Here is a 20346-nt window from a genome sequence, read left to right as displayed (position 1 = left end):
GAATGCGCGCCAACGTCATTATCTTTGCCCTCATCGGCTGCTTCGTAGCTGTCGTCGGCGTTGTTTACACCCTCCTCACCCTCAACGTCGATCCCGGCGGCATCGAGTGGGTCGGCGTTCCTGCACTCTTTGCTCTCGCAGCAATGTGCTGGATGATCGCCATCTACGTATGGATGAGCGAGCGCCGCTTCGGTGGCGGTGCCCAAGACGACGACAACGCCGAAGTCCACGAAGAAGCTGGCCACAAGGGCGTCTTCGCTCCCTACAGCTGGGCGCCCCTCGTATGTGCAGTCGGTGCTTCCCTCGCGTTCGGCGGTTTCCCAATCGCCTACTGGATCACCGCGCTCGGAATCGTGATCGGCATGATCGGCGTCATCATGTGGGTTATGGCCTACTCGGTGGGGCACAACAGCCACTGAAAATTCAGGTACGTGACCGCGTTCCGCGGGGCAGCCTGAAAAGATAGAATCCACGCTGTCGAATGCCCGGCAGGCTCTAAGAGAGTCCGCCGGGCATTCGCACATTCAATGAAAGGGAACGGGACTACCCGTACGCGCTAAACGCGCGGGCGCAGGACAGCTATGAGAATGCGGCTGACGGCTCCAGGTAGCCGTCGGCTCCCTCTCCGTGCGCTGAGAGCCGTGCTGCGGGCGTGCAGCGGCAAGGCTCTCGGCAGTACTGAAATTTTGGAAAGCCCCGCTTGTGAAGCACGACCGGATTCCCGGAGAAACCGAGTTTTGAAGTGCTAATGAACGAACTCCCGGAAAACGGCCGTCTCCAAGGAGGGCAGTCCTGGATAGCCGACGATTGCGCAGCGTGACACCGCTAGCTATTCACGCCATGAGGCCGATGAGGTGTACTCGCACCGGCGCCGTATCTAGGTCGGTTCGCATGTTCCAAGCAGCGGTCGATTCTTCGCCACGCAGTCGATGGAGCCAAACTCCGGGGAGCGGCGCTGACGAAGCCCGCCAGCACTGGCGGTTGGTTGTGCCGTGGCTATAGGACTCGGCGTTGCGTCGGGAGTGCAGGCAGGGTTCCGCCTCCCGGGGGCCGTACGGATTCACGTCGTGCGCGATCGGTTTCGGTCGAAGCGAAGTAAAAATTGGGTCCGTGCCGAGGGAGATAGTTGCAATGTCCTTGTTTTCGAGGGGGTGAGGAAACATGCCCTCCTGCGGGGAGCGCGCACAGAAGTGGGGGCCTGCCCGAGCCGAAGCTCAGTGGCAAACCCCCACAACCTCTATGGAATTCGGGAAGGGTGCTCGATCAGCTGCCGACGAGAGCCTTGATCTTATGCTCCTCGTGGCCCGAGTGCTCGAGCGCCTCGCGGAGCTCCGCAGGCGTAGCAGGCTCCACACGGTCCTTGAAGAAGAAGCTCGAGGCCTTAGCTCGAAGCGACGAGACGCCCTCGCCCTTCTTGAGCGGGCGGTGGTTGTCGTAGCTCACGAGAACCCAGCGATCATACTCGCTGAGTGGCTCGTGGATCTCGAGCGTTTCACCGTTCTCCATGCGCACAACCTTCCCGGTTTCAACGCCGTGGAGGGCGATCTGCTTCTTGTGCTTCTGGATTGAGAGGCACACCCGCTTCGTCACGATGAACGAGATGACAGGGATCGCGAAGATGCCGATGCGGAAGAACCACGTGAGGTTGTTCAGCGACATGTGGAAGGCGACGGCCATGAGGTCGTTCGCGCCGGCAAGCATCGAAACGACGTAGGCAGAAATCCAGGCGACGCCGAATCCCGTGCGCACGGGCGTGTTGTACGGAAGGTCGAGAACGTGGTGTTCGCGGTCGTCGCCGGTGACCCACTGTTCAATGAACGGATACAGCGCGAGGCTGCCGAACATGATGCCCGGGAAAATCATGCCGGGAATGATGATGTTGAGCGAGATTGGGTAGCCGAAGATCGTGGGCTCCCAGCCCGGCATGAGGCGCAGCGAGCCTTCGAGGAACAGCATGTACCAGTCGGGCTGCGAACCAGCCGACACGGGGGAGGGGTCGTAAGGACCGTAGTTCCAGACCGGGTTCATGGCGACGGTGGCGCCCACGAGGGTGAGTACACCGAACACGATGAAGAAGAAGCCGCCGGCTTTCGCCGTGTAGACGGGGAAGAGCGGGTAGCCGACCACGTTGCGATCGGTGCGACCCGGGCCGGGGTACTGCGTGTGCTTGTGCATCACGAGGAAGAACATATGCAGCGCGATGAGCGCCAGGATCGCACCGGGGATGAGGAGGATGTGGACGGTGAAGAGCCGCGGGATGATGTCGTGGCCCGGGAATTCACCGCCAAACATGAGCATCGAGCCGTAGGTGCCGAGGATCGGAATGGCCTTCATGACGCCGTCGGCAATACGCAAACCGTTGCCCGAGAGGACGTCGTCGGGAAGCGAGTACCCGGAGAATCCAGCGAGCATCGCGAGCACCATGAGGCCGAAGCCGATGAGCCAGTTGAGCTCACGTGGCTTGCGGAACGCGCCCGTGAAGAAGACGCGGAACATGTGCACGAAGATCGCCACCATGAACGTGAGCGCTGCCCAGTGGTGGATCTGCCTGAAGAGGAGGCCACCCCACACATCGAATGACAGGTGCAGCGTCGAGTTGAACGCTGCTGACATGTGCGCTCCCTGGAGCGCCGTGTAGGAGCCTTCGTAGACGACTTCATTCATCGAGGGAACGAAGAACATCGTGAGGAAGATGCCCGAGATTACGAGAACAACGAAACTATAGAGCGCGACTTCGCCGAACATGAACGACCAGTGGTCGGGGAAGATCTTCCGTGCGAAACCTTTGACGATGTTGGCGCCGCTCGTACGCTCATCGAGCCAGCTAGCGCCTACCGAGCCGAGCTTGAAGGCCTTCGAGTTGCGGTCGAGGCCGGTGGTCTGGGTGTCACTCATGAGGAATTACTTCTCCTTGTGAATGTCCCAGAAGCTGGGACCGATGGGCTCGGGGAAATCGCCGGTTGCGACAAGGTAGCCCTCGTCGTCAACCTCGATGGGAAGCTGCGGGAGCGGACGGTGCGCCGGGCCGAAGACAACCTTGGCGCCGTCGGTGACATCGAACGTCGACTGGTGGCACGGGCACAGCATGTGGTGGGTCTGCTGTTCGTAGAGCGCGACGGGGCAACCGACGTGAGTGCAGATCTTCGAGAACGCGAGGATTCCCTCGTGGCCAGCCTCGAGCGAGGCCTCATTCTTACCGTCTGCAGGATCGATGCGCACGAGAATAGCTGCTGCTTTCGCGCGCTCCTCGATCCAGTCGGGAGTCTCCTCGGTGAGGCCCTCGGGCATCACGTGGAAAATCGAGCCGACGGTGACGTCCGAAGCCTTGATGGGCGTTTGGTCGTGGTCGCGGGCGATGCGAACGCGCTTCTTGTTTTCCGTGGCGCGGCCCCAGAACGTGTGGTGGAGCTTATTGCCGGGAAGGGGACCGAGGGTCGAGATCGGAAAGAGAACGGCGATAGGAAGGGCTGCCAGCGCACCTGCGAGAGAGGCGACGACCAGTGGGCGGCGGGCGATACCGGACTCATTGATGCCGTCGACAAGAATCTTCGACGCGGCCTCGCGCGTTTCTTCATCGCCGCGCTGTGCGTGTCGCTCCTCGGTGACTTCGTGATCGGGCATGAGGGTCTTTGCCCAATGGATCGCACCTGCACCGATGAAGAAGATGCCAACAGCGAGGCCGATACCCATGGTGAGAGTTGACCAGTGCACGGCCGAAAGCGTGCCTTCTTCGGCGAGGAGGTTCGTGCCCGTGGGGCTGAAGAGGAAGTAGGAAGCGATGAAGAATGCCGTGCCGAGAATCGAGAGGACGAACAGCAGCGAGACGATGCGCTCGGCGCGCTTTTCGGCCTTCGGATCTAGGTCCGCCTGCCGGTATTCGTGCGGCGGCAGGCCGGGGTTGCGGAAACCGCCCTCTTCCGCGCGGGCGACAGTGCTTACGCCTGTGCGCGGCGAGGTGCCGTCGATGTTGTGTGTCAGTTCGTTCACTTTGCCTTAGCTCCCAACCAGATAGCGCAGCCGAGCAGAATCGCGAGAATCGCCGTCCAGGCGAAGAGGCCCTCGGTGACCGGGCCGAGCGCGCCGAGCGAGTAGCCGCCGGGCGAGCCGTTCTCTTCAAGCTGGTTGAGGTAGGCGATGACGTCGCGCTTGTCTTCGGGGCTCAGGTTGTTGTCGTTAAACACCGGCATGTTCTGCGGGCCGGATTCCATGGCTTCGTAGATGTGCTTGTCCTCGACACCGCGAAGAGTCGGGGCCCACTTGCCTTCCGTAAGTGCGCCGCCGGCAGCAGACGCGCTGTGGCACATGGCGCAGTTGATGCGGAAGATCTCGCCACCTTTGGTGATGTCGGCGCCTTCCTTGCTCAGCTGCTCCTCAGTGGGGATCGACGGGCCAGGGCCCAGCGAGGCCACGTAAGCGGCAAGCTGCGAGATCTGCTTATCGGTGAACTGCACGGGCTTGCGCTGCGCCTGCGGGCCGGACTCCTGCATGGGCATGCGGCCCGTTCCCACCTGGAAGTCGACGGCAGCGGCGCCAACGCCGATGAGCGACGAGCCAACCGTGTTGCCGTCACTGTCTTTGCGACCTTCGCCGTTCATGCCGTGGCACGTCGCGCAGTTCGAGACGAAGAGCTTCTTCCCTTCGGCGACGTCGGAGGCCGAGAAGGCCTCAGCGGAAGCGTCTTTGGGGGAGAGGACGGCAAACAAACCGCCCGTGGCGATCAACGCCATCAAGATGATGGCAAGGAGCGCCATCGGGTGATGGCGGTGTGTGGCCAGAGCCTTCACTGTGAGGACCTCGTTTCGGTAAAGGGTGCGAATCCGAGTAGGGGAGCTTTAGAAGAAGGCCCAGTTGCCTTCAACGGTGTGGAGAACGAGCGGGTCAAGCAGGTAGACCACGAAGAAGAGGGCTACCCAGATGACGTCGACGAAGTGCCAGTAGTACGACACGCAAATCGCGCTGACCTCTTCGTGGTGCGTGAAATTCTTCGCGGAGTAGGCGCGCGCGAGAACGAAGAGGAAGGCGATAAGCCCGCCAAGGACGTGGAGGCCGTGGAAGCCCGTGGCGAGGTAGAAGATTGAGCCATGAGGCGTGCTCGAGATGGTGAGGCCCTTATGCACGAGCTCGGCATACTCGAAGGCCTGGCCCGACACGAAGATCGCGCCGAGAATGAAGGTGAGGGTGTACCACTCGATGAGGCCCCAGCCGGCGATGTTGACGATCGAGCCGGTGCGGCGCTTGCGGCGCTTTTCTGCGGCGAATACACCCATCTGGCACGTGATTGAGCTCGTGACCAGGATGAGCGTGTTGGTGATGGCGAAGTTGAGCGTGAAGTTCTTCTGACCCTCGTAGAAAACCTCGGGTACGACGCCGTACAGCGTGAAGTACATAGCAAAGAGCGCACCGAAGAACATGATTTCGCTCGCGAGCCACACGATGGTGCCGACCTGAGTGGTGTTCGGCCTGCTCACGGGGGAGGTGCGAGGGGCGGAGGAAAGAGTCGCAGTTGTCACGGTTCTCATTCGTCGTTGGTCGGGTTGCGAGGCCATGCACGGCACATGGTCTCGGCCGCTGCGGGCAAGGCCCGTGCGACCCTGCTGGGACAAAAGTCCGTGCGCAGGTTTTTTCAGCATACCTGTTGGAAGCGCGATTGTTGAATCGAACGGGGCTTTTGTCCCGGTTTTTTCCGTGATCTAAGCCGTGTTCCGTCTGGTGGGCTTGCGCTACGTCACGAGCGTTCACGCCTTAATATGGGCGCCATGACGGATCAAGAAATCTATACGTGGCCCGCACTGACCCACGCTCTCATCAAAGGGCGCGATCTCACGACCGAAGAGGCGTGGTGGGCGATGCAGCAGATCATGTGCGGCGACGTTGATCCGGTCCCTCTCGCCGGTTTCCTTGTGGCGCTTCAGGCGAAGGGAGCGGTGACCCATGAGGTCAACGCCCTCTCCTCCTCGATGCTCGAACACTCGAGGATCATTAGTGCGCCCACTGGCGCCGTCGACATCGTGGGGACGGGCGGAGACGGCGCCAATACCGTCAATATTTCGACCATGGCCTCGCTCGTGATCCGCGGCGCGGGGATCCCTGTGGCGAAGCACGGCAACCGTGCCGTAAGTTCGAAATCGGGTTCGGCGGACGTACTCGAAGCGCTCGGGGTGCGCCTGAATCTTCCTGTGGAGGGCGTGCAGCGCGTGCTTGACGAAGCGAGAATCTCGTTTTGTTTCGCCCAGGTTTTTCACCCGTCAATGAAACACGGTGCGGTTGCCCGAGCCGGTCTCAAACTGCCCACGGTTTTCAACGTGCTCGGTCCCATCACCAATCCAGCCGGGGTTCGTGCCCATTCTGTCGGCGTGGCATTCGAGGAGATGGCGCCTGTCATCGCAGGTGTCTTTGCAGACCGCGGCGCGTCCGCAATCGTCGTGCGCGGGCGCGACGGCCTCGACGAGCTGAGTATCGCCGCCGAAACCGATGTGTGGGAGGTGAGGGACGGCTCCGTTACGTCGCACGTTGTCGCACCCGAAGACTACGGACTCTCACGCGCACGTATCGACGCGTTGCGCGGTGGCGACCCCTCCTACAATGCCCAGGTGGCGCGAGACCTGCTTGCCGGCAAGACTGGGCCCGTGAGAGATGCCGTCGTGCTCAATGCCGCTTCGGGCATCGTCGCAGCCGAGGGGCTCAAGGAGAGTTCCGACGCCAGCCCGGCCTTCGCCGAGCGAATGCTCAGCGCGGTGAAACGGGCCGAAGACTCACTCGATTCCGGAGCCGCCACGGCCGCGCTTGAGCGGTGGATCAACGTCTCGCAGAGCGTCGAAATACCCGCTGAAACTCTTCGATCGTAAAGCGGGCGGTAGACGGCATCGACCACTCGCCCTCCACGTGAACGATCCGGATGCCAGGCTTCGCGAGCCATTCGAGGATGAGCTCAGCCTCGTGGTGGTAGCCGAAGCACAGCGGGGCGCGCAGGGCGGCCTCCGCTTCGCTTTCGCGAGCAAGTGCCTCGATAGCCGAAAGCGGGTCGCTCCACGCCGGCATTGTGCGCGCTGCCCCGAGCCGCCCGTGCCGTACGGCAAGAACCTCCCACTGCCACGGTGATTGAGCCGAAGCATCGTGGCACGAGATTTTGCGCGCCGCGACGAGGAATGGAACCTCCGCGATCGATCGCAACCGCGCGGCACGCCGCGCGGCATCAGTAAACAACTCAACCCTCGTGCGCAGCGCCTCGGCGTTCTCGTAGAGTCCCCTCCCCACGAGCGCCCGCATCTTCTTCGCCGCGTACTCAAAAACATCGCTCGGATCCTCGGTGAGGGCCCGGTGCATTCGTGCGTGGAAGCCTGCGCTGCTGCGCACGGGCTCCGACGGTTCTGCGACAAACGTCGGTCCATGAACCGGCGGCACCGGCAACCCACCCGCGGCTGCCGACGGTTCCCGGGGAACCGTCGGACTTTCGGTCCCGGTGCGACCTTCCGCAGCACCAGCGTTCTCCTCTTCAGCCCCGATGGCCGCAGTCAGTGCCGCGTACACGAGGGAGCGAATCGGCTCGACGTCGTGGCGCGAGCGGAGCGGGCCGATATAGGCGTGGAGCGACGTTTCGCTTTTCACAGTGCGCGCAAGGCGCAGCCCATCGTGGGTGACTCGAAGCCAATTGCCCTTGGAAGGGCGGATTCCCTGGCGATTGGCGATGGGGCGCTCACTCGCGATTGCGCGCAGCTCGCGGATTGCAGCTTCGGCGTCGCTTGAACACTGCACAATGTCGATACGCTCGGTGACGGGAATGATATCGAGGACGGCTCGCCTGGTCTCGTTCGGTGAAAAGTAGGTGCGCACTCGCGAGCGGAGATTGCCCGACTTGCCGATGTACAGCGTTGAACCGTTGGCGTCGACGAAGGAGTACACGCCGGGCACGGGCGGGATGTCCGCCGCGAGGTGGCGTTTACGGATTTGGGCGGGGCTTGCTTTCTTCCCGTTTGAGGTGAGATCCGAGAGGTGGCTTGCGCCACCGGCAGAAAGTCGCGCGATGATCTCGTGGAGAACATCGACCGTTGCGCGCGCATCCGACAGCGCGCGGTGGTTGGGCACCGTCGTTGCCCCAACCGCTCCCGCGAGAGTCGAAAGCTTGTGGTTCTTCACTTCGTCACGTCCGAAAACGCGGCGCGCGAGTGTGAGCGTATCGACGACCTCGAAAGGGGGCCACCGGTAGTCGAGTTGAAGAGCGGCCGCCTTCAAAAAACCGATGTCGAAGCGTGCGTTGTGTGCGACGAGCACCGAGGTGCGTGCGAACTCGAGGAAAGCGGGGATGACCGCTTCTGCGGACGGCGCATCGCGAACCATGTGGTCAGAGATCCCCGTGAGCGCGGCAATGTATGCGGGGATCGGGCGCTCTGGGTTGATGAAGGTTTGAAACTCCTCGACAACCTCGCCACCCACAACCCGTACGGCGCCAATTTCCGTGATGGCATCCAGCTCGGTATTCGTTCCGGTGGTCTCGAGGTCGACGACGACGAACTCGACGTCGATGAGCTCCGGGCCGAGATCCTCGAATGCCCGCTGCACGGCTCGAGTGATGGCGTTGCCGCCTTACTTCTTCGTGTAAATGCGGTCGATGACCTCGGAGAAGTCCTTCACAACAGCGGCACGCTTGAGCTTGAACGACGGGGTGAGGTAACCGTTTTCCTCCGTGAAATCCGCATCGATGATCTCGAACTTGCGGATCGACTCTGCGCGGGAGACCGAGGTGTTCGCTTCGTCAACGACCCTCTGGACCTCGGCGATGACCTGCTCGTTCGTAATGGCTTCGGCAAGCGACATCGACCCGAGCCCCTGGTTTTTGAGCCACCGGGGGAGCATTTCGCGGTCGAGAGTCACGATTGCGGACACGAACGGCTTTTGGTCGCCAAGAACGATGCACTGGCCAACGACGGGGCTCTGGCGAACGGTGTCCTCGAGCTGGGCCGGCGACACGTTCTTGCCTCCTGCGGTGACGATGATTTCTTTTGAACGGCCCGTGATCGTGATGTAGCCGTCCTCATCGATGCTCGCGGTGTCGCCCGTGTTAAACCAGCCGTCCTGGAGGGCCTGCGCGGTGGCTTCGGGGTTGTTCCAGTAGCCCTTGAATACCATGACGCCTTTGACGAGCAGCTCGCCCTTGTCGTTGAGCTTGACCTTGGAGCCGGGGAAAGGTGGACCAACGGTGCCAATTTTCACGTTCCACGGGTTGTTGACCCCCACGGGAGCGGTTGTTTCCGTAAGCCCGTAGCCTTCGAGAATGGTCACGCCGATCCCGCGGAAGAAATGGGGGAGGCGATCGCCAAGCGGTGCACCACCCGAGATTGCGTAGGTGAGTTTGCCACCCATGAGATTGCGCAGCTTCGAGTACACGAGCGCGTCGAACAGCTTGTATTGGGCTTTCACGTGCAGGGGAATCTTGCCCGTGTTGAGGCCCTTTGAATACTGGATGGCAACCTCGACGGCACGGTGGAAAATCTTGCCCTTACCGTCGCCAACAGCCTTCTGCTCAGCGCCGTTATACACCTTCTCGAAAACGCGCGGCACAGCGAGGAGAACGGTGGGCTTGAACGAGGCGAGGTCGTCAAGAAGGTGCTTTGCGTCGGGAGAGAACCCGGTCGTGCATGCCGTCACGATCGTGATGAACGTGATGTCGCGGGCGAACACGTGCGCGAGCGGAAGGAACATCAGCAGGCGCGATCCAGGGGGCATAACCGCCTCGCCCAGAAGACCCACTGCGTTGAGGGATTGATCCATGAAGTTCGCGTGCGTGAGCTCTACGCCCTTGGGTCGGCCGGTCGTGCCGGAGGTATAGACGATTGTCGCGGTGTCTGACTTGTGCCGGCTCTTGCGTGACTTTTCAATCGCGTCGTCGTTGATATCGGCTTCTGCGACGGAGAGCTGCTCGATGATGCCCTCTTCGATGACCCACACCTGCTCGAGATCCGAGAGCGAAGAGCGGACTTCGTCGATGTCCTGCGCATGGCCGGCGTTTTCGCAAAAAATGAAGCGCGCACCGGAATCGGAAGCGATCCATTCGATCTGGCCGGGGGAGGACGTTTCGTAGATCGGCACGCTGATCGCCCCGGTGAACCACAACGCCCAGTCGATGAGTACCCATTCGAAGCGCGTGCGAGACATGATCGCGACTCGGTCGCCGGGCTTGACGCCTTCGTTGATAAGCCCCTGTGCGAGACGCTTCACGAGCGTGATGAATTCCGGTGCGTACATGGGTGACCATGTGCCGGGCGTGAGCTGACGCTCCCACAGGGGAATGTCGGCGTACTTGGTGCGGCGTAGAAGGAGGAAGTCGGTGATGTTTTCGTCTGGCTTCGACTCTGCGATTTGCGGCGTTTCGAACTCGCGTGACACGGGGGAATGCTCCTTGACTTCGAGGCGGGGTTGCACTCGAGTGTACGCGCCTTACGTGCATCGAGGCATGGAGGAGGCCTCGTGTGGCGCGTTCCCTCCCTCACGGTGGGTGTGGCCCTATAGGGTTATCCCCGTGCATCTCTATCCCGTCTTGCAGCCGATCGTTAAATTTCTGCTCACGCTCTTCTGGCGCCCCACAGTTGCGGGCCTCCAGCACGTTCCGTCTTCGGGGCGCATGATCATGGCGTGCAATCACACCTCCGCGTTCGAAACTTATTTTGTGCCGTGCATGATTCCGCGCGAGATTCACTGGCTTGGAAAGGATGCTCTTTTCAAGGGCAAGGGGGTACCGGGGAAGTTTTTTGCATGGCTCATGCGCTCGGTCAATGTGATTCCCGTCGATCGTTCGGGAAGCGGTGGCGCGAGCTCGGCGCTCGACGCGGGGATCGCGGTGCTCGAAGGTGAGCACGCCCTCGGCGTGTTCCCCGAGGGCACGAGGAGCCATGACGGGCGAATGTATCGCGGTAAGACAGGCGCTGTACGTCTCGCGCTCGCGACGGGTGCGCCCATCCTCCCCGTCGCCGAACTTGGCGCCTTTGAGGCGCAACGCTCGAAGAAATCCATCGTGCCGAAGCTCCGTTCAAAGCTCCATACACAGATCGGTCCAACGATCGACATGCGCGCGCAGCTGGCGACGTTGAGGGCAGACAAGCCGAGCGACGCACCCGCCACGCGCGAAGAACTTCGCACGCTCACGCGCTCGCTCATGGAGGCGATTCGCGAGCTATCCGGCCAGGAGTATGTGGACGAGTACGCCGCGGACGTGAAGAAAAGACTCAAGGACGCGAACGCCTCGTGAGTTCCGGTCGCGAGAGTGCCGCTGAGCGGACCCACATGTCGCGCTCGTGACTTTCGCCTACTATGTCCGGGTGAGTTATCAGAACCGTAACGTTGCCGCGACATTCCACCCGTTCGAGCTTTCCGAATCATCCGCCCATCTCGAGGCGCTTTCGTCGTGGCGCGAATATCCGAGGGTCCAGCAACCAACGTGGCCGAACGAGCAGGAGCGGGCACGGGTCTTTGATGAACTGAGGGCCGCGCCCCCACTCGTGTTCGCGGGCGAAGTTGACCTTCTTCGCACCCACCTCGCTAAAGCAGCGCGTGGCGAGGCATTCCTCCTTCAGGGAGGCGACTGCGCAGAAACCTTTGCGGACTCGACTGCCGACCGCATCAAGAACAAGGTGCAGACGATCCTCCAGATGGCAGCAATCCTGACCTACGGCGCCTCGCTTCCCACGATCAAGATGGGGCGCATGGCCGGTCAGTTCGCGAAGCCTCGCTCGAGCGACACCGAGACGATCGACGGCGTGAGCCTCCCGAGTTACCGCGGCGATGCGGTCAACGGCTACGAGTTCACCTCCGAATCCCGCACGCCCGATCCCTCGCGCCTGTGGAAGATGTACACGACCGCTTCGCAGACCCTCAATCTTCTGCGCGCGTTCACGGGCGGCGGCTTCGCGGATCTGCGGCAGGTGCAGGCCTGGAACAAGGGGTTCGTGGAGTCCGACGCCTACTCGAAGTACGTGCGAGTCGCGGATGATATTGAGCGAGCCGTGCGTTTCATGGAGGCCATCGGTGTGGACTTCGACCCGATTCGCATGGTCGAGTTTTATTCGTCTCACGAGGCACTTCTCCTCGACTACGAGGAGGCCCTCGCGCGCGTCGACTCGCGCACGGGTGAGATCTACGGATGCTCTGGCCACTTCCTGTGGATCGGTGAGCGAACCCGCCAGCTCGACGGCGCCCACGTGCACTTTATGTCGCAACTGCGCAACCCGATCGGCGTGAAGCTCGGCCCGAACGCGAGCGCGGATGACATGCTTCGGCTCGCAGAGGTCCTTGATCCGGAGCGCGAACCGGGCCGTCTCACGTTTGTGACCCGCATGGGCGCCACGAACGTGCGCGAGAAGCTTCCCGTGCTGCTCACGGCAGCAAAGCGTGAAGGAATTGAAGCCGTGTGGGTGACAGACCCGATGCACGGCAACACGATCACGAGCTCGAACGGCTATAAGACTCGCCGTTTCGACGACATCATGGATGAGGTGCGCGGCTTTTTTGAGGCGCACTGGGAGGTCGGCACAAACCCTGCTGGTCTTCACATGGAGCTCACGGGCGATGACGTCACCGAGGTTCTAGGCGGTTCCAGCGAGCTTGACGAAGAGGGCTTGCACCGCCGCTATGAGACGCTCGTCGACCCGCGCCTCAATCACTCGCAGTCGCTTGAACTCGCGTTTCTCGTCGCCGACATGCTTGGCGATCGGCCGAGCTGATCACCGCTAGTACACCGTGATCGTCACGGTCGAGCCGCGCGGTACTTTGGTGCCGCCCGGCTGCGACTGCTGGGACACGAGGCCAAAGACGGGCGTGCCTCGCTCGTAGACGACCTGGACCTTGAGCCCGGCTTTTTCGAGCGCCGCGCGGGCGTCGGCTTCGCTCTTGCGGAAAACGTCGGGAACCCCCACGAGGTTGGGGCCGAGCGAGATGGAGATCTTGACTTCGCTGCCTGGAAGCACCGACGTGGCCCCGGCGGGATCTTGCGAGATGACCTGGCCGGCGGGCACGTTCGAGTTGTACTGCTCGTTCACTTTTGGCACGAGGCCCGCGCCTTCAATGGCTTTGATTGCCGCTTTGCGCTCACTTCCCGCGACGCTCGGAACCTCGACCGGCTCGGGTCCGTCACTGACCGTGAGCGTGACGTGCGTGCCCGCGGGCAGTGACGCGTCTGCGGGGTCTTGGCTGATCACGATGTCTTTCGGCACGTCGGCCGAGTATTCGCGGGTCTCGTTGACCTGAAAACCTGCGTCAGTGAGGGCTGAGGTGGCGTCGGAAACCGCCTGCCCTTTCACCTGCGGAACGTCAAAGAGTTCCTGCCCGAGGGAAATAGTGAGGCGCACGGAACTGCCTTTGCGGACCTCCGCTCCCGTGGCGGGATCCGAGGATATGACGTGGCCCTTCGGGACGTCGTCGCTGTAGGCCTGTGCCGTTGTCACCGTAAGTTGTTGCGCCGTTAGCGCGGCTTCAGCGTCGCTGAGAGTTGCGCCCGCAACGAGCGGCACGGTGCGCGCGCCGCCAGGGCCTTCTGTGTCGTACCAGCGTACGCCGCCAAAGACGAGCGCTGCGACGAGTGCAAGGACGCTTGCGAGTGCGAGGAGGCGCAGGGCTGGCGAGGGGTGGGACTCGCTCGCATGGGCACCGCGCGAGCGGCGAGGGCCCGTGAGGGTTACTTCTCGGATGCTTTCATCGGCATCGGGGGAGTCCGACGGCTGCTCGCGGAGCTCGAACTTTTTCCTGACCGCCGCTCCCGCACCGCTTCCGGTCGTGGAAAGTTCGCGACCTGAGGTGTCGTTTTCCCAGAACTTTTCTGAGGTTTTGTCATCGAGGAGGGCTTCGTTCGACGGCGATGCCGGGGATACCGGTGATACCGGGGAGGCTGGTGACGAAGCGGAATCGGTGCGCGCCGTTGAGGGCGAGAACTGGCGTGTGAGTCGAGGAACGCCGGCCGTCTCGGCATTGGCCTTGACGTTCGGTGCGGGATGCGCACGGTAGGCGAGTTCGGTGGGGCTTAGTGTGTCGAGAGCCTCGTCAAGGGCGAGGAGTACTTCGTGGGCGCGCGTGGGCCTCGAGGCGGGCAAACGCGAGGCCGCCCACGTGATGATGGAGTCAACAGAGGCGGGGATGCCCGACGCAAATTGTGACGGTGCGGGGATGTCCTCATGCGCGTGCTGGTAGGCGATATGCACGGCCGAGTCGCCCTGGAAAGGAGTGCGGCCCACGAGCATTTCGAACATCATGATGCCCCACGAGTACAGGTCGCTTCGGGCATCGCTCACGCCGCGTGTGACAACCTCTGGGCTGACATACGCGACCGTACCGAGCAAGGTGCCGGTGGCGGAGGTCGTCGCGGATCCAACGGCGCGTGCGAGGCCAAAGTCGGCGACGAGGATGTCGCGCTCGGCGTTCACGAGAACGTTTTCAGGCTTGATGTCACGATGGATAATTCCGGAGCGGTGTGCGGCATCGAGCGCGGCGAGGACGTCGCGGCCCACACGCAGCGCGCGTTTGAGGCTGAGGGTTTTGTCGCGGCGGAGTTCGTCGCGCAGTGTCTCGCCCTCGACGAGTTGCATGGCAAGGTACACGCGCCCCTGATCTTCGCCCTGGTCGTAGACATTGACCACGTGGGGGTGGGTGAGTCGGGCCGCGCTTCGGGCTTCGCGAGAGAAGCGCGAGATGAATTCAGGGTTGTCCGCGAGATGCGGGTGCATGATTTTGAGCGCGACAGGGCGATGCAGGCGCTCGTCGAAGCCGCGATACACCGTGGCCATGCCACCGCGTGCGATCAGGTGCTCGACGCGGTAGCGGTTGCTAAGGACGAGGCCGATGTCTGGGGAAGAAGACTCGGTACTCACGCCGCAAGTCTATGCGGGCCGCCGCCGGGTGCCCGCGCACGACACCCTGGAATATGCTGAAGGCGTGAATATCTCAGCTGACGACATCGACCGGCTCGACTCTCTCGTAGAGGCGTGGCTCCCACTGCCCGACGTCGCGGAGATCCTCGGTATCTCGGTGACCAAGGTGCAGCGCTTGATTGAAGACTTCCACCTCGTCGAGGTGCGCCGCGGAACCCCTAAGGTCCGTTCTGTGCCCGCCGAATTCCTTCGTGACGGGGCGGTCCTTCCGCACCTTCGAGGCACGATCATGCTTCTCCACGACCAGCATTTTGCCGACCACGAGATCATCGAGTGGCTCTTTACCGACGATGCCTCTTTGCCCGGTCGACCTATCGACCATTTGCGAAGCGGGCAGCGTGGCGAGGTGCGCCGGCGCGCCCAGTCGCTCGGGTTTTAGCCGTATTTTTCGGGCACGGCCCGCGCGTCTTCACTCATGTGGGAAAGGGGCTCAGCGGTCCGTTCGGGCAAGTTTTCGCACGAGCAAGTCGAGGAGTTCGCACGATTCGCTCGAGGTGAGCGATGAGAGTTCGTTCGCGATAACTTCGCGCGCGTCGTCCTCGCGTTGACGAATGAGGTTCTCGACGCTCTCGCGTGCGCCCGTGGCCGTCATGATCTCGCGCACGCGTTCGATGCTCTCCGTATCTGCGTCAGAGTTTCCGACGGTTGCTGCGAGAACGCTGCGTTCGGTTTCGCCTGCGCGCTCCTGCGCGAGGGCGAGAAGCATCGTGCGCTTGCCTTCACGGATGTCTGAGCTTGTGGATTTCCCAAGGGCGGCCTCGTCCCCGAAGACTCCGTCGAGGTCGTCGCGGAGCTGGAAAGCTTCGCCAGCGGGAAGTGCGTAGGCGCCGAGGGATTCGAGGAGCGCGGGAGAAGCGTCGCAGCGGGTCGCGCCGATCATGAGAGGCCTGTGGACCGTGTAGGAGACGGTCTTCCAGCGCGTCACGAGGGAGGCGGAATCCGTTGCCGATTTCGTGGAGGTGATGGCGCCGGACTGGTTCAAGATGTCGAGGTACTGGCCGGTCATCACCTCTGCACACAGCGCCTGGAAATGAGCGCGGTCGTCGGCTCCGGCAAAAGCGTGAGAGGCAAGCTGATGGGCGAGCGCAAGGGCGAGATCACCGAGGATGACCGCGGTCGCGATACCGAAATCCTCCGCGCTTCCCGCGAGGTTGCGTGCCTCGTGTGCGTGGGTGGCGGCGGCATGTATAGCGGGGCGTCCCCTGCGGGTCGGCGAGTGATCGAGAACATCGTCGTGGATGAGGGCCGCTGCTTGCACGAGTTCGACGGCCGCGCCGAGCGTCGCCACGTCATTCGCATCTGCGTCTCCGAGCGAAGGGTTGGCAGCACACGCGCCCGCGTGCACGAACATCGGTCGCAGGCACTTGCCTCCCTCAAGAAAACCCGTGAGGAGCGCGGCAAGATCTGCAGCTTCCGGCGCGATTGCCCCCAGTGCGTCGCCCTCGGTTTCGAGGAAGCGCGTGAGGGTTGTGGTGACGCTCTCGCGAACGTCGTCGAAAGGGGGGTGATGCACGCGGATCCTCCTCGGCTTGGTGTGGTGTGCTCTCGCCGTGCTGTTGTGAATTTCCATCGTGCCACAGAGCGACGAACTGCGGTTTGGGCCCCACAGACGCAGCCCTCCACAAGCGAGGATCTCAGGCGTGCACGTTCGGTCAATAGCGGCAACTCTTGAGGCATGACACACAAAACACAGCATTATTCATGCGAGTCGCAAGCGCTTGCTCCCACCGTTAATCTGCTTGATGCACGCGATGTTTTTGCGGCAGTCGCCATGCACTTTGACCGTCTTGATATCGATTCCTCACTCATCGTCTTTGGATGTGGTGCGAGTCCAAATGGCGAGGCGGGGGTCATGCTCAGCAGGATGCGCATTGACGAGGGCACAGAGCCCGAATGGGCAGCCTTTGAGGTGTCGCGGCTCGCACTCAACCTCCAGGCGCTCGGCGCAACTCACCTCGCCGTCCTCGCTACGGGTTCGCCGGTTCCCGGCGAATGCACAGAGTGCCCGGGGGAGAGGGCCGAATGCTTCGATAGAGATCGTCACGACACGCAGACCATCGATCTGCTCGTTGCGCTGTGCGACCTTGTCGCCGAGGCGTGCCTCATGCGCGGTCTCACTATCCCCTGTGCCTTACACGCCTATGAAGGGCCGTGGGCGCTCAGTACGACGGCAGATGGCGACTACTGGAAAGTCACGCACCTTGGTCTGCTCGAAGAAAGTCAGTTCGCTGCGAGCGCGGTCGCAAGCGGCATTCCCTTTCGCGAAAAAGTCGAGAGGGAGGCGATGGACGGTGCTTTCCTTGCCTCCGTTCGCTCGCTGTGCGAGAGCGACACCGAATTTCGCACCTTCACGTGCCTCGAGGGGCCGAGTCGTAGCGCGCTCGAGGAACTGAGTGCTCAGCACGCGCGTCACGAACGAGAGGGCGGGCGCATGGGGGATGGTGACGCCAAGCGCCTTCAGGACGCCGTTCACGTGCTCGCATCGCTAGCGGCATTGGGGCCCGGGCGTGACCACATCATCGCGCACGTCGTGGAATCTGAACAGAACGCTTTTGCGAGCCCCTCGGAGGCCATCGCTTCAGTGTTCGAGGACCCAGAGTTTCTTCCGGGGCCGCATCTCATGCCCGGCGGCCAGGGCGATCGTGTGATCGAGGTGTTTAAGAGCCTGTGGCGAACGTCGAATGCGTGGGATTGTTCGCCTCGCTACCGCGAGGCTCTCGCCAATCTTGGGGCGATTGCCGCCTTCCTCCTGTGGTTCAGCGGGCGTATGGGGGAGGCCTTCCGCGTGGCGGATGACATCCTCGCAGCCGGAGACCACTGCGATATGGCTGAACTCGTTCTGGGTCTCGCGCATGCGGGAATATGCCCGCTTTGGCTTGAAAAACGTATGCCTCGACTCATGGATAACTGTGGTCAGAGCAAGAGTCCGGGACCGCGTGTACGTGTGACGAACCGGGCCGAAACTCAGTAGACTTGCTCCGCACGATTATTGAGCTTCCCCCGCGTGCTCACTACTCGAGCGCGCTGTTTGTAGAAAGGATCGCCATGGTTGTCGTCGCCGCCTATGCCCCGACGTCTCAGGGAGATGCCGCGCTCGAGGCTGCGATCCGCGACGTGGCCGTCACTGACCGCGAGCTCCTCGTAGCTTCGTTCCCGTACGCGGATCCTTTCGAAGGTGCGTGCTGCGCGAATGCCGAGGAAGTCCAGGAAGCGATCAACCGCGTGTCTGCACGCATGAGCCACGACGAGCGTGCCTACCTCGAAACTCTCAAAGTGCGCGTGCGTGAGGCGGGAGCTGAAAGCAGCAAAGACATCGGTGATTTTCTTCTGCGGGTTGCGCGCGAGGAGAACGCAAGCGTCATCGTGATCGGCCTTCGGCACAGCGCCCCCGTAGGCAGACTCATGCTCGGCCAAACCGTGAAACGGCTCCTACTCGAGGCGCCGTGCCCCGTTCTCGTGACAAAAGACTAGGTGCGCCTGGAATAGATCCGAATATCGGGCCGTTATAATTGTACGGTTCGTGCGCGATTCGCCCGCCGCCACACGGTGCGAGAGCTGAGCCCGCGCACCACCCTCGGATCCCAACTGAAGGAAGCCTGTGTCGACGAGCACGTCTAAGAAAGAAGAAGTCACGAAGAACATCGAGGCCCTCGCGTCGGCTCTCGATGGAGCGACTTCGGTGAGCTACGAGGCCCTCAAGGCCTCCGCCAAGTCCCTCGGTATCTCCCCGTACAAGGTTGCATCGCTCTCCAACAAGCTCGAGGAGACCGGGATCGAGATCCTCGACCGTCCGAGCGACTCCCGCAAGAAGAAGGCAGCCTCGAAGAGCGCCGGCGCGAGTAAGGGCGATGCCGCTGATTCCGTCGAGGCCTCGAAGAGTGCCCCGAAGCGCGGCAAGAAAGCTGCGTCGAAAAAGGACACCTCGAAAAAGACCGCTTCGAGTGCGAAGAGCGAGCCCGAAGCGGAGACGGCCGAGCAAGACGCTCCTCGTGAAAAGGACGGCTCCGAAGAAACAGAATCGAAGGCCTCGCGCAAGAGGGCTGCCAAGCGTACGTCGGCGAAGAAGGCCGGCAAACGCGGCACCAAGAAAGAAGATTCTGCTGCGGAAGGCTCCAGCGGCGCAGACGACACCGACTCCGCCGACGACGACGATCCGAGCAAGGGCTTCGCGCTCACGAACGACGATGATGATTCGCCGGCTCAGCAGGTTGTGACCGCCGGCGCCACTGCCGACCCGGTGAAGGACTACCTCAAGCAGATCGGCAAGGTCGCGCTGCTCAATGCCGTCCAGGAGGTTGAGCTCGCCGAACGCATCGAGGCCGGGCTCTATGCCGAGCACAAGCTTAAGCAAGATCCATCGCTCAAGAAGAGCATCGAGGGCCGCGACCTCGAACTTATCGTTGCTGACGGCAAGGCCGCGAAGGACCACCTGCTCGAGGCAAACCTCCGACTCGTCGTGTCGCTGGCAAAGCGGTATACGGGCCGCGGCATGCTCTTCCTTGACCTCATTCAGGAGGGCAACCTCGGTCTCATTCGCGCCGTAGAGAAGTTCGATTACGCGAAGGGCTACAAGTTCTCGACCTACGCGACCTGGTGGATTCGTCAGGCGATCACACGTGCGATGGCAGACCAGGCCCGCACGATCCGCATCCCGGTTCACATGGTCGAGGTCATCAATAAACTCGCACGCGTTCAGCGCCAGATGCTCCAGGATCTCGGCCGCGAGCCGCTTCCAGAAGAACTCGCGAAGGAACTCGATATGACCCCCGAAAAGGTCGTCGAGGTCCAGAAATACGGCCGCGAGCCCATCTCGCTGCACACCCCGCTTGGCGAGGATGGCGACAGCGAGTTCGGTGACCTCATCGAAGACTCCGAAGCCGTTGTGCCCGCAGATGCCGTGAGCTTCACGCTTTTGCAGGAACAGCTTCACTCCGTACTCGATACGCTCAGCGAGCGCGAATCCGGTGTGGTCGCGATGCGTTTCGGCCTCGAGGACGGCCAGCCCAAGACCCTCGATGAAATCGGCAAGGTCTACGGAGTGACGCGCGAGCGTATCCGCCAGATCGAGTCGAAGACCATGAGCAAGCTCCGGCACCCGTCGCGCTCGCAGGTCCTTCGCGATTACCTCGATTAAGTCGAGTCAAGAGAAGAACAGTGGCCGCACCGTGTGGTGCGGCCACTGTTCTTTTCTAAGGGCTTTTGGGCTTCCCGCAGTCACTGCGCCCTATTCGGCGCTCAAGCGCTCGGTTTCGTCGACAACGCGAGTGGCGATTCCCTCGAGCGCCTCGGCGTTTGCGCGCGCGTGGTGGGCGCAAAACAGAAGCTCGCCGCCCACCTCAAGTTCGAACTTCACGTAAGCCTGCGCGCCGCAGCGATCGCAGCGATCGTGCGCGGTCAAAGTGCGTTCTTCAAGCATCGTTTCCATGCCCCCATTCTCGCC

17 protein-coding genes are annotated in these 20346 nt (G+C 62.2%); 8 read left to right on the top strand and 9 right to left on the bottom strand.

What is annotated here, in order from left to right:
- Positions 1 to 2 precede the first annotated feature (2 nt).
- Complete coding sequence (locus E6X30_RS01575) at positions 3 to 419, top strand: cytochrome c oxidase subunit 4 (RefSeq protein WP_070458513.1); 417 nt, start codon at positions 3 to 5, stop codon at positions 417 to 419.
- An 844-nt stretch (positions 420 to 1263) separates the two neighbouring features.
- Here the strand turns inward: E6X30_RS01575 and E6X30_RS01570 are convergent.
- From E6X30_RS01570 to E6X30_RS01555, 4 genes are read right to left on the bottom strand one after another with little or no spacing between them, the layout of a single operon-like run.
- The gene (locus tag E6X30_RS01570; protein ID WP_034373367.1) at positions 1264 to 2895 is read right to left on the bottom strand and encodes a cytochrome bc complex cytochrome b subunit; all 1632 of its coding nucleotides are present in this window, start codon (positions 2893 to 2895) and stop codon (positions 1264 to 1266) included.
- A 6-nt stretch (positions 2896 to 2901) separates the two neighbouring features.
- Entirely contained in the window at positions 2902 to 3978 is a 1077-nt protein-coding gene (locus E6X30_RS01565) for a ubiquinol-cytochrome c reductase iron-sulfur subunit (RefSeq protein ID WP_070458832.1), read from the bottom strand.
- Positions 3979 to 3983: 5 nt separating this feature from the next.
- Positions 3984 to 4784, bottom strand: coding sequence for a c-type cytochrome (locus E6X30_RS01560; protein WP_070458520.1), 801 nt, complete (start codon positions 4782 to 4784; stop codon positions 3984 to 3986).
- 48 nt (positions 4785 to 4832) lie between these two features.
- On the bottom strand, positions 4833 to 5519 hold the full coding sequence (locus E6X30_RS01555; protein WP_016664687.1) for a heme-copper oxidase subunit III: 687 nt from the start codon (positions 5517 to 5519) through the stop codon (positions 4833 to 4835).
- Between the two features lie 228 nt (positions 5520 to 5747).
- Here E6X30_RS01555 and trpD point away from each other — a divergent pair, with 228 nt between their 5' ends.
- Positions 5748 to 6845, top strand: coding sequence for an anthranilate phosphoribosyltransferase (gene trpD / locus E6X30_RS01550; RefSeq protein ID WP_141742356.1), 1098 nt, complete (start codon positions 5748 to 5750; stop codon positions 6843 to 6845).
- Here the strand turns inward: trpD and E6X30_RS01545 are convergent.
- Complete coding sequence (locus tag E6X30_RS01545; RefSeq protein ID WP_083286230.1) at positions 6796 to 8556, bottom strand: DEDD exonuclease domain-containing protein; 1761 nt, start codon at positions 8554 to 8556, stop codon at positions 6796 to 6798. The two genes, trpD and E6X30_RS01545, sit on opposite strands and share 50 nt — an antisense overlap.
- A 24-nt stretch (positions 8557 to 8580) precedes the next feature.
- A complete protein-coding gene (locus tag E6X30_RS01540) occupies positions 8581 to 10380 on the bottom strand; it encodes a long-chain fatty acid--CoA ligase (RefSeq protein ID WP_070436103.1) in 1800 nt (599 codons plus the stop codon).
- Positions 10381 to 10513: 133 nt separating this feature from the next.
- Between E6X30_RS01540 and E6X30_RS01535 the strand changes: the two genes are divergently transcribed.
- Positions 10514 to 11239 (top strand): 1-acyl-sn-glycerol-3-phosphate acyltransferase, encoded by a 726-nt coding sequence (locus E6X30_RS01535; RefSeq protein WP_070458838.1) that lies wholly within the window; start codon positions 10514 to 10516, stop codon positions 11237 to 11239.
- A 70-nt stretch (positions 11240 to 11309) separates the two neighbouring features.
- Entirely contained in the window at positions 11310 to 12710 is a 1401-nt protein-coding gene (locus E6X30_RS01530; RefSeq protein ID WP_034374929.1) for a class II 3-deoxy-7-phosphoheptulonate synthase, read from the top strand.
- A gap of 6 nt (positions 12711 to 12716) precedes the next feature.
- Here E6X30_RS01530 and pknB read toward each other — a convergent pair whose 3' ends face one another.
- A complete protein-coding gene (gene pknB, locus E6X30_RS01525; RefSeq protein WP_070436101.1) occupies positions 12717 to 14846 on the bottom strand; it encodes a Stk1 family PASTA domain-containing Ser/Thr kinase in 2130 nt (709 codons plus the stop codon).
- A gap of 64 nt (positions 14847 to 14910) precedes the next feature.
- On the opposite strand from pknB, the gene E6X30_RS01520 reads away from it, so the two are divergent.
- Entirely contained in the window at positions 14911 to 15285 is a 375-nt protein-coding gene (locus E6X30_RS01520; protein ID WP_232049701.1) for an Rv2175c family DNA-binding protein, read from the top strand.
- Positions 15286 to 15336: 51 nt separating this feature from the next.
- Here the strand turns inward: E6X30_RS01520 and E6X30_RS01515 are convergent, their stop codons facing one another.
- Entirely contained in the window at positions 15337 to 16419 is a 1083-nt protein-coding gene (locus E6X30_RS01515) for a polyprenyl synthetase family protein (RefSeq protein ID WP_070458526.1), read from the bottom strand.
- A 162-nt stretch (positions 16420 to 16581) separates the two neighbouring features.
- On the opposite strand from E6X30_RS01515, the gene E6X30_RS01510 reads away from it, so the two are divergent.
- From E6X30_RS01510 to E6X30_RS01500, 3 genes are all read left to right on the top strand, one after another.
- Positions 16582 to 17877 (top strand): hypothetical protein, encoded by a 1296-nt coding sequence (locus E6X30_RS01510; protein WP_070458529.1) that lies wholly within the window; start codon positions 16582 to 16584, stop codon positions 17875 to 17877.
- A gap of 74 nt (positions 17878 to 17951) precedes the next feature.
- Positions 17952 to 18377, top strand: a complete 426-nt coding sequence (locus E6X30_RS01505) for a universal stress protein (protein ID WP_061211813.1) — start codon at positions 17952 to 17954, stop codon at positions 18375 to 18377.
- Between the two features lie 127 nt (positions 18378 to 18504).
- Positions 18505 to 20040, top strand: coding sequence for an RNA polymerase sigma factor (locus E6X30_RS01500; RefSeq protein ID WP_101686352.1), 1536 nt, complete (start codon positions 18505 to 18507; stop codon positions 20038 to 20040).
- 90 nt (positions 20041 to 20130) lie between these two features.
- Here the strand turns inward: E6X30_RS01500 and E6X30_RS01495 are convergent, their stop codons facing one another.
- On the bottom strand, positions 20131 to 20331 hold the full coding sequence (locus E6X30_RS01495) for a hypothetical protein (RefSeq protein WP_016664675.1): 201 nt from the start codon (positions 20329 to 20331) through the stop codon (positions 20131 to 20133).
- Between the last annotated feature and the right edge of the window lie 15 nt (positions 20332 to 20346).

The sequence above is a fragment of the Dermabacter sp. genome (genome assembly GCF_032550575.1).
In the GTDB taxonomy this organism is placed as follows: Bacteria; Actinomycetota; Actinomycetes; order Actinomycetales; family Dermabacteraceae; genus Dermabacter; species Dermabacter hominis.
This window is presented reverse-complemented; position numbering and strand designations above follow the sequence as displayed.

Coding starts and splice junctions, on each gene's coding strand:
- E6X30_RS01575 (WP_070458513.1), top strand. CDS start 3: ATGCGCGCCAACGTCATTATCTTTGCCCTCATCGGCTGCTTCGTAGCT.
- E6X30_RS01570 (WP_034373367.1), bottom strand. CDS start 2,895: ATGAGTGACACCCAGACCACCGGCCTCGACCGCAACTCGAAGGCCTTC.
- E6X30_RS01555 (WP_016664687.1), bottom strand. CDS start 5,519: ATGAGAACCGTGACAACTGCGACTCTTTCCTCCGCCCCTCGCACCTCC.
- trpD (WP_141742356.1), top strand. CDS start 5,748: ATGGGCGCCATGACGGATCAAGAAATCTATACGTGGCCCGCACTGACC.
- E6X30_RS01510 (WP_070458529.1), top strand. CDS start 16,582: ATGACACACAAAACACAGCATTATTCATGCGAGTCGCAAGCGCTTGCT.
- E6X30_RS01505 (WP_061211813.1), top strand. CDS start 17,952: ATGGTTGTCGTCGCCGCCTATGCCCCGACGTCTCAGGGAGATGCCGCG.
- E6X30_RS01495 (WP_016664675.1), bottom strand. CDS start 20,331: ATGGAAACGATGCTTGAAGAACGCACTTTGACCGCGCACGATCGCTGC.